The sequence below is a fragment of the Alloyangia pacifica genome, from assembly GCF_900116195.1.
Lineage (GTDB): Bacteria > Pseudomonadota > Alphaproteobacteria > Rhodobacterales > Rhodobacteraceae > Salipiger > Salipiger pacificus.
The window spans coordinates 197,159-211,052 of sequence record NZ_FOZW01000013.1; the positions used below are offsets into that span (position 1 = coordinate 197,159).

14 protein-coding genes are annotated in these 13,894 nt (G+C 68.8%); 9 read left to right on the top strand and 5 right to left on the bottom strand.

The window, feature by feature from the left end:
- Positions 1–30: 30 nt before the first annotated feature.
- Genes BM397_RS23580 through BM397_RS23595 form a run of 4 tightly spaced genes read right to left on the bottom strand, consistent with a single transcriptional unit; the run spans position 31 to position 3,927 of the window.
- A complete protein-coding gene (locus BM397_RS23580) occupies positions 31–1,509 on the bottom strand; it encodes an aldehyde dehydrogenase (protein ID WP_092428873.1) in 1,479 nt (492 codons plus the stop codon).
- 9 nt (positions 1,510–1,518) lie between these two features.
- Positions 1,519–2,553 (bottom strand): LLM class flavin-dependent oxidoreductase, encoded by a 1,035-nt coding sequence (locus tag BM397_RS23585; protein ID WP_092428871.1) that lies wholly within the window; start codon positions 2,551–2,553, stop codon positions 1,519–1,521.
- A gap of 23 nt (positions 2,554–2,576) precedes the next feature.
- Complete coding sequence (locus BM397_RS23590) at positions 2,577–3,356, bottom strand: alpha/beta fold hydrolase (RefSeq protein ID WP_092428869.1); 780 nt, start codon at positions 3,354–3,356, stop codon at positions 2,577–2,579.
- Positions 3,328–3,927, bottom strand: coding sequence for an amino acid synthesis family protein (locus BM397_RS23595; RefSeq protein WP_092428867.1), 600 nt, complete (start codon positions 3,925–3,927; stop codon positions 3,328–3,330). Before BM397_RS23595 ends, BM397_RS23590 begins: the two co-directional genes overlap by 29 nt.
- A 103-nt stretch (positions 3,928–4,030) precedes the next feature.
- Between BM397_RS23595 and BM397_RS23600 the strand changes: the two genes are divergently transcribed.
- Complete coding sequence (locus BM397_RS23600) at positions 4,031–4,879, top strand: LysR family transcriptional regulator (RefSeq protein ID WP_092428865.1); 849 nt, start codon at positions 4,031–4,033, stop codon at positions 4,877–4,879.
- A gap of 27 nt (positions 4,880–4,906) precedes the next feature.
- Here BM397_RS23600 and BM397_RS23605 read toward each other — a convergent pair whose 3' ends face one another.
- The gene (locus tag BM397_RS23605; protein ID WP_092428863.1) at positions 4,907–5,719 is read right to left on the bottom strand and encodes a sulfite exporter TauE/SafE family protein; all 813 of its coding nucleotides are present in this window, start codon (positions 5,717–5,719) and stop codon (positions 4,907–4,909) included.
- A 319-nt stretch (positions 5,720–6,038) separates the two neighbouring features.
- On the opposite strand from BM397_RS23605, the gene BM397_RS23610 reads away from it, so the two are divergent.
- From BM397_RS23610 to BM397_RS23645, 8 genes are all read left to right on the top strand, one after another.
- Complete coding sequence (locus BM397_RS23610; protein WP_092428861.1) at positions 6,039–6,818, top strand: serine O-acetyltransferase; 780 nt, start codon at positions 6,039–6,041, stop codon at positions 6,816–6,818.
- The gene (locus tag BM397_RS23615) at positions 6,815–7,711 is read left to right on the top strand and encodes a VOC family protein (protein WP_092428859.1); all 897 of its coding nucleotides are present in this window, start codon (positions 6,815–6,817) and stop codon (positions 7,709–7,711) included. The genes BM397_RS23610 and BM397_RS23615 overlap by 4 nt, the downstream gene beginning before the upstream one ends.
- 51 nt (positions 7,712–7,762) lie before the next feature.
- Positions 7,763–8,902 (top strand): M20 aminoacylase family protein, encoded by a 1,140-nt coding sequence (locus tag BM397_RS23620; protein WP_092428857.1) that lies wholly within the window; start codon positions 7,763–7,765, stop codon positions 8,900–8,902.
- Complete coding sequence (locus BM397_RS23625) at positions 8,902–9,810, top strand: LysR family transcriptional regulator (RefSeq protein ID WP_092428855.1); 909 nt, start codon at positions 8,902–8,904, stop codon at positions 9,808–9,810. Before BM397_RS23620 ends, BM397_RS23625 begins: the two co-directional genes overlap by 1 nt.
- Before the next feature lie 129 nt (positions 9,811–9,939).
- A complete protein-coding gene (locus BM397_RS23630; RefSeq protein ID WP_092428853.1) occupies positions 9,940–10,851 on the top strand; it encodes an NAD(P)-dependent oxidoreductase in 912 nt (303 codons plus the stop codon).
- Positions 10,851–12,386, top strand: coding sequence for an aldehyde dehydrogenase family protein (locus BM397_RS23635; protein ID WP_092428851.1), 1,536 nt, complete (start codon positions 10,851–10,853; stop codon positions 12,384–12,386). Before BM397_RS23630 ends, BM397_RS23635 begins: the two co-directional genes overlap by 1 nt.
- 114 nt (positions 12,387–12,500) lie before the next feature.
- Entirely contained in the window at positions 12,501–13,316 is an 816-nt protein-coding gene (locus BM397_RS23640) for a DUF3100 domain-containing protein (protein ID WP_092428849.1), read from the top strand.
- 3 nt (positions 13,317–13,319) lie between these two features.
- Positions 13,320–13,799 (top strand): hypothetical protein, encoded by a 480-nt coding sequence (locus tag BM397_RS23645; RefSeq protein WP_092428847.1) that lies wholly within the window; start codon positions 13,320–13,322, stop codon positions 13,797–13,799.
- Positions 13,800–13,894 lie beyond the last annotated feature (95 nt).

The window sequence follows — 13,894 nt, forward strand, 5'->3', positions numbered from 1 at the left end:
GTTCTAGCAGAGCCGCGCCCGGCTCCCATCTCACCGCATCACGAAAGGGTTCGCCATTGGCTCGGCCGAGGTGCTGATCCAGGTGGTGCGGGTGCGGGTGTAGTCCTTGATGGCCTCCATCCCCGCCTCGCGTCCGTAGCCGGAATCTCCAAAGCCGCCAAAGGGCGCGATGGGCGAGATCGCCCGGTAGGTGTTCACCCAGCAGATGCCCGCGCGCAGCCGCCCCGACACCCGGTGAGCACGCGCGAGGTTCTGGGTGAAGACGCCCGAGCCGAGACCGTAGAGGCTGTCATTGGCCAGTGCGATCGCCTCTTCCTCGGTGTCGAAGGGCAGCAGCGACATGACCGGGCCGAACATCTCGGTGTGCAGCGTGGCGATCTCGGGCGAGGGACAGTCCACCAGCGTCGGCGCCATGTAGTTGCCGGGCCGGTCCAGCGGCGCGCCGCCGAAGCGCAGCGTCGCGCCCTGTGCCTGTGCTTCGGACAGCGTCCTGCCGATCAGCTCCACCTGCGCCCGGGTGCAGAGCGGCCCCATGTGGCTGCCGCCGTCCAGCGGATCGCCGACCACGATGCCCTGCGCCTTTTCGGTGATCTTCGCGACCAGCGCCTCGAAGATGCTGCGCTGCACCAGCCCCCGAGATCCGGCCACGCAACTCTGCCCCGAGGCGCCGAAATTGCCGGCGATCAGCGCGTTGGCTGCGCCGTCGAGATCGGCGTCCTCGAAGACGAGGATCGGGGACTTTCCGCCCAGCTCCAGCGTGGTGACCGCGAAGTTCTCGGCCGAGTTGCGGATCACGTGGCGCGCCGTATCGGGCCCGCCGGTAAAGGCGATGCGGTCGACGTCGGGGTGACTGGTGAGCGGGATGGCGCAGCCCTTGGCGTCGCCGGTGATCACCGACACGACGCCCGGCGGGAAGCCCGCCTCGTGGATAAGCCGGGCGAATTCGAGCATCGGCACGGGGGCCACTTCCGAGGCCTTCAGCACCACGGTGCAGCCCGCCGCCAGCGCCGGGCCGAGCTTGGTGGCGGTGAGGAACATCTGCGCGTTCCACGGCACCACCGCCGCGACCACGCCGATCGGCAGAGGCTTGGTGAAGACATGCATGTCCGGCTTGTCGATCGGCAACACCGCGCCCTCGATCTTGTCGGCAAGCCCGGCGTAGTAGCGGTAGTAGTCGGCGACATAGGCGGTCTGGCTGGCGGTCTCGGCCAGCAGCTTGCCGCTGTCGGTGGTCTCGAGGCGTCCAAGTTCCTGCGCGTGCCGCTCGACCAGATCGGCCAGCCGGTAGAGCAGCTTGCCCCGCGCGGTCTGGCTGAGGTCGCGCCACTTGGGGTCGTCGAGCGCCCGGCGGGCGGCGGTCACCGCGCGCTCGACGTCGGCGGGCGCGGCGCAGGCAAAGCTGGCCCAGGCCTCGCCCGTGGCGGGGTTCTCGGTCTGCTGCCGTTGCGCCCTCGCGCCCTCGCAGAAGGCGCCATCGATGTAGAGTTGGTAGTGCGGGAGGTCGGTCATCAATAGTCCTCAGGCAAAGGCGGGCAGAACGTCGTCTAGGAAGCGCGCGAGGGAGTCCCGCTTGCGCTGGTGGCTCATGCCGGTGTCGATCCAGAAGGAAAATTCATCGTAGCCCATGTCCTCGTAGCGGCGGATCCTGTCGATCACCTCCTGCTTGGTGCCGATGGTCAGATCGCGGGCGAGCTTCTCCGGGGCCATGAGGTTGTTGCCGGCGATCTCTTCCTCGCTCAGCGCTTCGATCAGCCCGTTGCGGACCGGGCGCTTGTTCTGGAACCAGGCGCCGAAATAGCAGTAGTAGCGCGAGATTTCGCGGGCGGCCTGCGCCACGTCCTCTTCGTCGCGTCCGACATAGGTGTGGTGCAGCAGCATGATCTTGGGGCTCCGGCCGGGGTTCTCGGCGCGGGCGGCGTCGAAGCGCGATTTCAGCGCGGTGATCTCCTCCATGCCCTGCCAGAGCGGCGTGACCTGGATGTTGAAGCCAGCGGAGACGCCAAACTGGTGGCTGGCTTCCTCGCGCGCGGCGATCCAGATCGGCGGACCGCCGTCCTGCAAAGCCTTGGGCACGGCGGTGGTGGCGGGGAAGCTGTAGAATTGCCCGGCGTGGGTGCAGTCTCCGGCCCAGAGCTGTGGCAGCAGCGGCGCGGTCTCGCGCATCCGCGCGCCCGCCTGCGCCGCGTCGAGACCGGGCATCATCCGCTCGTACTCGAAGCTGTAGGCGCCGCGGGCGATGCCCAACTCGAGCCGCCCGCCGGTGATGAGATCGGTGGCCGCAGCCTCTCCGGCCAGCCGGATCGGGTGCCAGAAGGGGGCGATCACCGTGCCAGTGCCGAGGCGGACGTTCTTCGTGTGATGCGCCAGGTCGACGATCGACAGAAAGGGGTTGGGCGCGATGGTGAATTCCATGCCATGGTGTTCGCCGGTCCAGATCGCGCGCATGCCGCCCTCGTCGGCCATCTTGCAGATCGAGATGAACTCCTCGTGCAGCACCTCGTGGGGCTGGTCCGGGGTGAGGCGTTCCATATGGGCGAAGAGGGAGAACTCCATGGCTCAGCTCCTTTTGGCTTGGGTTACAGGCTCGCCTCAACAAGGCGGGTGAGTTCGGCGGTGACCTCGTCGGCATGGGTCATCGGCATCATGTGGGCGGCGTCCGGCAGGACGACGGCGCGGCCCTGCGGGGCGAGCCCCGCCATGGCGTGTGACATGGCGGGGGTGGAGTTGGGCTCCAGCTCGCCGGTCATGAAGAGCGCGGGGCAGGCGAGGCCGCGCAGGGTGTCGTCCGCGGGACCGTCTTCGGCGGCGAAGACACGGTAGGCGGCGCGGTAGCCCATCGGATCGACATGGGTCAGCCAGTCCCGGCAGGCTGCACGCGCGGGGCTTTCCGCCGCACCGAACCAGCGTGTGAGCGTCGGCTCGGGATCGCCGGTGCCGCGCCCGTCCAGCTGCGCCGCGCGCTCCGCCACGGCCTGCCGCGCTTCTGGGCTGCGGCGGTGGATGGCGTTGAGGCAGGCGATGCCGGCGACCTTGTCGGGGGCGCGTCGCGCCAGTTCCGCGGCGAGCATCGCGCCCATGGAGTGCCCGGCGATCAGCGTCGGCCGGTCCAGCAGGTCGGCGATGCGCGAGGCGAAATCCGCGAGGCTGCTCTCGTTCCGACCCTCGCTCTCACCGTGCCCCGGCATGTCCACCGCGATCACCTGGCAGCCTCCGGCAAGCGCATCCAGCTGCGCGCCCCAGGCCTCGGCGCGAAGGCCAACACCGTGGATCAGCAGGATGCGCGGGCCGGTATCGCCCGCGAGGATCCCCGCCAGCCCGCCGCCGAGGTCAGACCGCGGCCGGGTTGTCCAGGTCATGGCCGAGGTCCTTCAGATCCTGGTAGCGGTCGCCGATGCGGTGGTGCGGGCGGCCCCCGGTGGCGGCGCCGAGCACCACGACGATCTCGTCGTCGCGCGGTGCGTCGGGGATGGAGAACTGGATGGTCAGGTAGTGCGAGCGCCGGCCGGCGTCGTTCTTGTCCATCAGCGGCACCATGATCGGCGCGTTCGCCCCGCCGCGCGTGTTGGTGAAGGCCAGGTAGCTCTTGGCCTCGACCGCCTGCCGGTAGTGGTTGCCGAAGCGCAGCGTGTGGATGAGACCCGAGGCGTGCTCGATCTCGCCGTCAAGGCCGACCACCGCCGCCTTGCCATAGGCTTCGATGGCGGCACCGCTGCCGGCGAGTGCGATCATACGCTCGGTCATCATTTCGCCCAGCACCGGGCCGTAGGCGTGGATCTCGGGCTTGAGGTCCTCGACGTAGCGCCCGGCCCAGGGATTGCGCACCACCGCGGCCACGGCGAACATGCGCCAGGGTGTCTCGGCGGGGCGAAAGCCCTCGATCAGTACCTCTTCGTCATAAGTCACGATTTTGCGTATTTCCGGCTGCATGCACCCACTCCTGTTCGCTATATTCATGATTTTCCGGAATGCATGTTTTGACAAACGTGGAAAACAAGGGCTTATCCATTAGCTAGACTAATAGAGGTGTGACATGCCCCGATCCCTTCCGCCCGTCGCCTGGTTCCGCGCCTTCGAGGCCTCGGCCCGGCACCTCAGTTTCACCGCCGCAGCGGACGAACTCGGCATGACGCAATCGGCGGTCAGCCAGCAGATCAAGGCGCTGGAGACGCGCTTCGGCACGGAGCTTTTCACCCGCAAGCCACGCGGGCTTGCGTTGACCGACGCCGCGCGCAAGCTGATGCCGCAGGTGGGCTCGGCCCTGGAGATGCTGCAGGCGGCGACGCTGGCGCTCGATGGCCCTCCCGAGGCGGAGCTGCTGACCGTCGCCAGTTCGGTCAGCGTGGCGAGCTGGGTGATCGCGCCGCATCTGCGGGACTTCCACCGCCGCCACCCGCAGGTGCGCATCCGCTTTGCCAGTGCCATCTGGCCGGATGACTTCCAGAGCGCCATGGCAGATGTCGAGATCCGTTTCGGCTCTCAGCGGCAGGTGGGGCAGAGCGCCTTGCCGCTGGAGCCGAGCGAGTTGGTGGCGCTGAAGTCACCAATGTTGGAAGGCAAGCTCGAAGACCTGCCGCTGATCGAATCCGTGGGCACCTCGGTGGGCTGGGATGCCTTCGGCGCGGCGCATGGGCTGGGGGCGTTGCGGCCGCGGCTCTACGTCGATTCCTACGGCATGGCCCTGCAGCTCGCGGCGGGCGGCAGCGGCGTCGCGCTGGTCACGGCGCTGCTCGGACGGGACGCGGTGGCCTCGGGGCAGCTGGTGCCGGCGCATCCCGGAAGCCTCGCTCCGCGCGAGGGCTACTACATCGCCGTGCGCGACACGGTGCCCGCGGCGCGGGCCTTTGCCGACTGGCTGGACGCGCGGCTGAAGCAGGGTTGAGGCGGCGAGAGGCCGCCTCGAAAAGGGTCACCCCATCAGCGCCTTGCGCAGCATGTTGCCCGCCAGAACCAGCACGGTGAGCGCGAAGACAAGGCGCAGCCGGGCGGGGCTCAGGCTGTGGGCCAGCTTCACCCCGATCGGCACGGTCATCAGCGAGGTCACCATGATCAGTGCCACGGCGGGCAGGTTGACGTAGCCCACGGTGCCCGGAGGCTTGCCGGTGATGCCCCAGCCGGTCAGCAGGAAGGCGATGAAGCCGGGGATCGAGATCAGCAGGCCGAAGCCGGGCGAGGTGCCCACGGCGCGATGCGGCGGCACGTTGTAGGCGGTCAGCAGCGGCACGGTGAAGCTGCCGCCGCCGATGCCCATCAGCGCCGAGAAGAAGCCGATGATCCCGCCGTAGAGGGCGCTCAGGCCGCGGCCCGGCAACGTGTCGGAGAGCCTCCAACTCTTCTTGCCGAGCAGCATATAGAGCCCGAGACAGACGCCGATGACGCCGAAGATCATCAGCAACTGATCGCTGTGCAGCACCGTGGCCGCGAGCACGCCGAGCACCGAGCCGATGGCGATGAACGGGCCCCAGCCCTTGATCAGCTCGAGGCTTACCGCGCCGCGCTTGTGGTGCGATGTCACCGAGCGCAGCGAAGTCACGATGATCGTGCCCGTCGAGGTGGCGACGCAGATCTGCATGAGCTGCTCGGGCTGATATCCGAGCCCGGTGAAGACATAGTAGAAGGCGGGCACGAGGATGATCCCCCCGCCGACCCCCAGAAGGCCCGAGATGATCCCGGCCACCGCGCCGGCGGCTGCGATGACGGCGAAAAGCGTGAGGTAGTCCATGGGTTTCTTTCCTGCAGGGCGGCATGGGCGGCGAGGCGTGGAAGCTGCGGACCGGGCCGCGCCGTGCGCGAGGGCCGCCCGCCGGAGAAACGCGGCGGCGGACCGAAGGTCAAGGGGCCGTGGCTCCCGGCCTGGGGATCTAGGCAGGACTGCGCCCTGTATGCAGCGTTGCCGCCGTGCCGGACACGTGCCCTGTTCTTGTCAGGGCAACGCGGGCGGCACATATCTGCACTTGTGCGCACCACCCCTGCCGGTGCAGCTTTGCTGCAACGGCCGCAGACCCGCTCCGCACGTTCCCGAGACAAGCACGAGAGACCGCATGTCCAATCCCTTGATGCAGAGCCTGCTGCCCGCGGTGCGCGAGATGTTCGCTGCCGAGCCGGGGCTCGTCGTGCTCTATGGCTACGACCCGGCCGAGATCACCAGCCCGGCCGAGCTGCTCGCCGCGGCGCTGTCCGCCTGCCTGCCGGAGGGCATGGCACGGGCCTGGCTGCGCGGGCTGGCGGCCGAGGTTTTCGGCCATGACACCGAAACTCTGGAACTGGCGCTTGACGACCTGCTGGCCACCGCGGCGCGCGACGCGCAGCCCGGCGGCGCGGCAGCGGTGCTGCATTTCGCCAATGGCTACCATGCGCTGCTGTCCTACCGGCTGAGCCGGGCGCTTTGGTGCGCCGGGCGCGAGAGCCTCGCGCTGGCGGTGAAGGGGCAGTTCACCCGCGCGCTCTCGGTCGAGATCTGGCCGCAGGCGCAGATCGGCCGGGGTGTCTGGTTCGACCACGGTCTCGGGCTGGTGATCGGCCAGACCTCGGTGATCGAGGAGGACGTGAGCCTCTGGCACGGCGTCACGCTTGGCTCGAACTTCGTCGATATGGGCGAGGGGCGGCATCCCACCCTGCGCAGGGGTGCAGTGGTCGGCGCAGGCGCGCTGATCCTCGGGCCGGTGGAGGTCGGGGCGGGCGCGACCGTTGCCGCCGGGGCGATCGTCACCAAGGATGTGCCGCCTGGCCACGTGGTCACCGGACCGCGCGCCACCGATCGGGGTGCGGGGCGCTTCGCGGGCTTCACGGCGTTGGCGGATTTGAAGGGAGCGGGTGCGTGACTTCGCTCGGGATCGATCATCCCCTGGTCTGCCTGCGCAACCTCGACGCCGCGCGCGAGACCTATCTGTCGCTCGGGTTCCTGATGAAGCCACCGGGCATGCACCCCTGGGGCACCTCGACGGCGCTGGTGATCTTCCGCAACCAGCTGCTGGAACTGGTGGGGATCGGTGACGAGAGCCTGCTCGACGGCTACGCGGCGGGTGACTTCCGCTTCGGGCGACATGTTCAGAAATGGCTCCAAGAGCGCGAAGGCGTGCCGCTCTCGGCGCTCAACTCCAGCGATGCGGCAGCGGATGAGGCGGCGGTGGTCGCGCGTGGCGGTCACTGCGCGGGCACCATCGAATTCGGCCGCGAGGTGATCCGCGACGACGGCGCGCCCGACCGGACCGCCACCACGCTGAAGATCTTCACCCGCGAGGGGCTGCCGCGCCTGTCGATGTTCGCCTGCCAGCAGCACCGGCGCGATCTCATCGAGTTCCCCAAGTGGATGGACCACCCCAACGGCGCGCATGGCTTCGTCTCGGCGACGATCCTCGCCGAGCCACAGGATCAGCCTGCCGTGAAGGATTGGCTCGCCACGCTCCATGGCCCCGAGGCGATAACCGGGACCGGCTGGGGCTTCACCGTCACCACCGGCAAGGGACACTGGCGCGTCCTGAGCCGTGACGCCGCCCGGGCCTTCTTCGGTCCGTTGCCCGAGGAGCTTGCTCCGGATGGCGCGCCCTCGGTGATCTCGCTCGACGTCGCCTGCCGTGCGCTGGAGCGCGTCCGTCCCTTCCTCACCGCCGGCGACTTTGCCCATCGCGAGATCGGCGGCACGCTCGTCCTCACCGAGCCCGCCCGGCTGGGCGGCATCCTGCTGACCTTCCAGGAGGCGCCTGAAGCGCCCTGACCCACCCCCCGACGCAACACCGCGCGCGCCGCGCGCCCGCAAGGAGACCCCATGTTCGACCAAGACCATATCGCCGAAGCCATCGCCTGGCGCCATGACCTGCACCGCCACCCCGAGCTGGGCTTCGAGGAGCACCGCACCTCGGAGATGATTGCCGGGCTGCTCACCGGCTGGGGCTGGCGGGTGCACCGGGGCCTTGCTGGCACCGGCGTCGTGGCGCAGATGGGGCAGGGCGCGCCGGTGATCGGTCTGCGCGCCGACATCGACGCGCTTCCGATCAACGAGGCGACGGGCGCAGCCCATGCCTCGACGATCCCCGGCAAGATGCACGCCTGCGGCCATGACGGGCATACCGCTATGCTGCTGCTTGCCGCGCGGCAGATCGCGGCAGAAGGGGTCGAGCAGGGCACCGTCACGCTGATCTTCCAGCCCGCCGAGGAAAGCGAGGGCGGCGCGCGCGTCATGGTCGAGCAGGGGCTCTTCACCCAGTTCCCGGTCGACAAGGTCTTCGGCATCCACAACTGGCCGGGCCTCGCGCCGGGGCGCTTCGTGGCACGGGACGACAAGATGATGGCGGCCTTCTCGGTCTTCGACATCGAGATCCTCGGCAAGGGCGGCCATGGCGCCATGCCCGAGCAGTCCGACGGGGTGATTGCCGCCGCCGGGCGCACCGCCGCGGCGTTGCAGGAGATCCCCGCCCGGGCGCTCTCGCCGCTGGAACCGGGCGTGGTCTCGGTCACGCAGATCCACAGCGGCTCGGCCTACAACGTCTGCCCCGACCGCGCCGTGCTGAGCGGCACTTGCCGCTGGTTCGGCGCCGAGGCCGGGGACATCATCGAGGAGCGCGTCCGCCGCGTCGCCACTGCCGAGGCCGCGGCACAGGGCTGCACCGCCAATATCGACTACCAGCGCCGCTACCCCGCGACGATCAACACCGCCCCCGAGGCCGCACTGGCCCGTGAGGTGGCGGCGGAGATGGGGCTCGATACCGCGATGACCGGCCCGAGCATGGCCTCCGAGGATTTCGCCTTCATGCTGAATGAGGTCCCCGGCGCCTACCTCTGGCTTGGGGCGGCGCGCGAGGGCGATAACCCCGGGCTGCACTCGGCGAAGTTCGACTTCAACGACGCGGTGCTGCCTGCCGGGGCGGAGTTCTGGGTGCGCCTCGCCCGCCGCGCGACACGGGGCTGATGGACGCGCTCGACAGCCGCTTCCTGCGCGAGTTCCTTGCGGTTGCGCAGGAGGGGTCGATCCGCCGCGCGGCGGAGCGGTTGAACGTGGTTCCCTCGGCGATCTCGCGCAAGATCGCCGAGGCCGAGGCGCGGCTCGGGGTGACGCTGCTCGAGCGCAGCTCCAAGGGGGTCACGGTGACCGAGGCCGGGGAGCTCTTGCGCGAACACGCGCTGCACCTGCAGGACGAGCAGACCTTCCTGCTCGACCAGATCGGCCGCTACCGCGCTGGTCGCACGCAGACCGTGCGTATCGCGCTTGGCGAGGGGTTCACCGCCGACCTGATGGAGAACGGCCTGTCGGAGCTGAGCCGGCTGCAGCCCGACCTGCGCTTTTCCATCGACCACGCGGGCACCGGGGAATTGCAGCGACGGGTGGTCGAGGGCGAGGCGGATATCGGAATCGCCTACAACCCGCTGGTGACCGAGGCGACCCGCTCGCTGGCCGTGGGACGGCAGCCGCTCTGCGCCGTTGTGCCCGCGAATTCATCACTGGCCGGACGGCAGAGCGTCGGGCTGGCCGAGGTGCTGGAGCATCCCGTCGCCATGCTCGACGGCCGCCATGCCATTCGTCACCTCGTCGGGCAGGTCGCGGCCGACCATGGGTTGGCACTGCGGGTGCACGTGGAGACCGCCTCGATCGCGCTGCTGATCCGCTACGTGAGCGCTGGCATGGGGGTGACCTTCCTGCCGAGATTTTCGGCGTCGATTCAGGCGGATCGCGGTGATCTGGCGGTGGTCGAGCTGGACGAGCCGGCGCTGCACCGGGTCAGCACGCACCTCATGGTGCGCGCGCGCCGCCGCCTGCCGAAGTCGGTGGAACTGGTCGCCAGCTTTCTGTCGGACCGCATGGTGGCCTTCCGCGCGTGATCCTGCGCGTTGCTTTCAGAGCAACGCAATGTGCGCAACGTGACCCCTATCTGTGAGCGCCGCCTCTCCGGTTAGCTGCTCGAAACGCTTGCCGAACGTGGCGGGCGACGCACAGAGACAGGAGATCACATGGCAACAGATACAGGCAAACGGGCCGGGGTGATCGGACTTGGGGCCATGGGCTTCGGCATGGCGTCGAGCCTTGTCCGCGCCGGGTTCGAGGTGGCGGGCTACGATCCGGCCCCTGCTGCGCAGGACCGCGCCCGCGGGGCGGGCATCGCGCCCAAGGCCAGCTCTGAAGAGGTCTTCGCCGCGGCAGAGGTGATCGTGCTCTCGCTGCCGACGGCGGCGCATGTGGAAGCCGTGATCGCGGCGGCACGGGGCGCCGGGCTGCTCAATGCGGACGGAGCGGCAAAGGTGATCATCGACACCTCTACCTCCGAAGCCGAAGTCAGCCGCAAGCTCGCGGCGGCGCTTTCCGAAGACGGACACGGCTTCCTCGACGCACCGGTCAGCGGTGGCCCCTCGGGCGCGGCGTCGGGGCAGCTTTCGGTGATGCTTGGCGGTGATGAGAAATGGGTTGGCGCGGCGATGCCGGCGCTCGAGGCGATGGCGGCGAAGATCCTGCACGTCGGCCCCAGCGGCGCGGGCAATGTCGCCAAGCTGGTCAACAACATGCTGGTCGCCAGTCACATGGTCACCACGCTCGAGGCGCTGCGGCTCGCGGAAGCGGCCGGCGTCGGTGCCGAAGATGCGCTGCGGGTGATCAACTCGGCCACCGGGCGTAGTGCCATCTCGGAGATCCATTTCCCGAATTGGGTGCTGCCGCGCAGCTTCGACAGCGGGTTCAGCACCGGGTTGATGCGCAAGGACGTGCGGCTTGCCCGCGAGCTGGCGCAAAGCGTCGGCTGCGCCATGCCGGTTGCCGATCTGGTGGCGGAGCTCTGGGCCGAGCAGACCTCGGGGCTCAAGGACACCGACGATTTCATGCATATGGGCGATCCCGCGGTGGACCGCCTGAGCCAGAAGGAAAAGATGTGATGGCCAAGGACATCATCGATACCGCGGCCCGCGTGGCCGAGCTGCTGAAGGACCTCACGGGCTCCTCCGAGGTGCAATCTTTCGTTGGCGGCGCATTGGTGCCGGGCACCGGCCACGCGCTGGAGCTGACCGATCCGGCAACGGGCGAGGTGTTTGCCCGCTACAGGGACGCGGGTGCCGAGGTCGTGGCGCAGGCCGCCGAGGCCGCGACCCGGGCGCAGAAGGAATGGTTCGCCAAGACCGCCTCGGAACGCGGTCGCATCATGTTCGAGATCGGCCGCCAGCTGCGTGCCAATGCCGCCGCGCTGTCGGAGCTCGAGGCGCTCTCCTCGGGGCGTCCGATCCGCGACACCACCGGCGAGCCCGCGCGCATGGCCGAGATGTTCGAATATTACGCCGGCTGGTGCGACAAGATCACCGGCGACGTGATCCCGGTGCCCTCGACCCATCTGAACTACACGCGCCACGAGCCGCTCGGCGTGGTCAGCCAGATCACCCCGTGGAACGCGCCGCTCTTCACCTGCTGCTGGCAGGTCGCCCCGGCGATCTGCGCGGGCAACGGCGTGATGATCAAGCCCTCGGAACTGACGCCGCTGTCGTCCATCGTGGTCGGGATCCTGTGCGAGAAGGCGGGCGCGCCCAAGGGTCTCGTCAACGTCATCGCGGGCGACGGGCCGGGCTCGGGCCAGGCGATGATCGAGAACCCGGCGACGGCGCTGGTGGTCTTCGTCGGCTCCGCCGAGGCAGGGACCAAGATCGCCGGTGCGGCGGCCAAGCGGCTGGTGCCCTCGGTGTTGGAACTGGGCGGCAAGTCGGCGAACATCGTCTTCGGCGATGCCGATCTCGACCGCGCCGTCATCGGTGCGCAGGCGGCGATTTTCGCCTCGTGCGGCCAGAGTTGCGTGGCGGGCTCGCGCCTGCTGGTGCACCGCTCGGTGCATGCGCAGATGGTCGAGAAGCTGAGCGTCGCGGCAGGCAACATCCCGGTCGGTGCGCCGATGGACCCGGCGACGCAGATCGGCCCGGTGAACAACGCGCGGCAGTGGTCGAAGATCGACGAGATGGTGCGCGAGGCCGTGGCGCAGGGCGCCGAGATCACCAGCGGCGGCGCGAAACCCGCGGCGCTGGCGGCAAGCGGCGGGTACTTCTTTGCCCCCACCGTGGTCGATCAGGTCACCCCGCAGATGACCATCGCCAAAGAGGAGGTCTTCGGCCCGGTCGTCTCGGTGCTGCCCTTCGACACCGAGGAAGAAGCCATCGCGCTGGCCAATGCCACGCCTTACGGGCTTGCCGGGGCAGTCTGGACGCAGGACGTCGGCCGGGCGCACCGCATGGCGGCCGAGGTCCGGGCGGGCACCTTCTGGGTCAACAGCTACAAGACGATCAACGTCATGTCGCCCTTCGGTGGTTTCGGCCGCTCGGGCTATGGCCGCTCGTCCGGCCGCGAGGCGCTGGCCGCCTACACCCAGACCAAGTCCGTCTGGGTCGAGACCGCGGCCAACCCCGCGCAGGGCTTCGGCTACGCACCGGGTTGATGCTTCCCCAAGGTCAGCTTTTCGCTGACCTTTTCCTGCCGCCGCGGACCGGGTAGCTGCCCGGTCCCGGCCAATGCGCCACCCTGAATGGGGGCGTCAACAGAGAGGTCCCTCATGCCAATAAAAGACATCCTTCTTGACTGGCGGCTGCACGGCAGCGTGCTGGTCATCACCGTGATCGCCGAGGCAATCGGCGTTATCGCGGTTCCGATCGGCATCGGCTCGATCCTGCTGCTGCCGCTGCTCTACGCCTTCGTGCTGGGGCTGCTGATCAACCCCAACGTGATCTCCGGGGCCCGCGCGCTGATCCGCGACCGCGAGGTGCATGCCGCATCGCCGCTGATCGTCATCGCGATCATGCCCTTCATTGCCAAGTTCGGCACGATCATCGGCCCGTCGATGGAGCAGATCATCGCCGCCGGTCCGGCGCTCATCCTGCAGGAGCTGGGCAACCTCGGCACCATCGTGCTGGCCTTCCCGGTCGCCGTTCTGGTGCTGCGCATGGGCCGCGAGTCCATCGGGGCCTGCTTCTCCGTGGCGCGTGAGCCGAACATCGCGATCATCGCCGACAAGTACGGTCTGAAGAGCCAGGAAGGCGCGGGCGTCATGGGCGTCTACGTGATCGGCACGCTGTTCGGCACCTTCATCTTCGCGATCCTCGCCTCGATCCTCGCCACCACCGGAGCCTTTTCGGTCGAGGCGCTGGCCATGGCCTGCGGCATCGGCTCGGGCAGCATGATGGCGGCCTGTTCGGGTGCTCTGGTGCATGCGGTACCGGACATGGAAGAGCAGATCCTCGCGCTCGCCGGCGCGTCGAACGTGCTGACCTATGCCACCGGTCTCTACCTCTGCGTCTTCGTGGCGCTGCCGCTGACCGAGAAACTCTACGACCTGCTGGGCCGCAAAGAGCCCACCAACGCCGGAGCCTGAGCCATGAGCGACATCCGTACTGACGACATCGACCTGACCGAAGAGCCTAAGCTCGGACTCGGTGCCCATGCAGCGGCGCTGGCGGTGGTCTGCGTGATTGCCCTTGTCGGCAACACCGTGGCGACCGAGCACACCGTGCCGCAGGGGCTGGTGGGGCTGATCATCCTGTGGGTGATGTGCATGGTGGGCATGGCGCTGACCAAGTTCGTGCCGTTCAAGCTGCCCTCGGTCGCCTGGATCTCGCTGGTCGGCATCCTCGCCACCATGCCCTGGACCCCGGGCAGCGCCTGGATCCTCGACAAGGTGAGCCATGTGAACTTCCTGACGCTTGCCACGCCCTGCCTTGCCTATGCGGGCATCGCGATCGCCAAGCGCGAGATCGAGATCGCCAAGACCTCGGGCTGGAAGATCGCCGTGGTGGCCGTGCTGGTGATGACCGGCACCTACGTGGGCTCGGCCATGGTGGCGCAGGCCTTCCTCTGATCGCGCACTCTTCCCCGCCACGGGCCGCACTCCCCGGCCTGTGGGACCTGCCCCTCACCGGAAACGGTGGGGGGCTTTTTTTTCGCCCGGGCGTT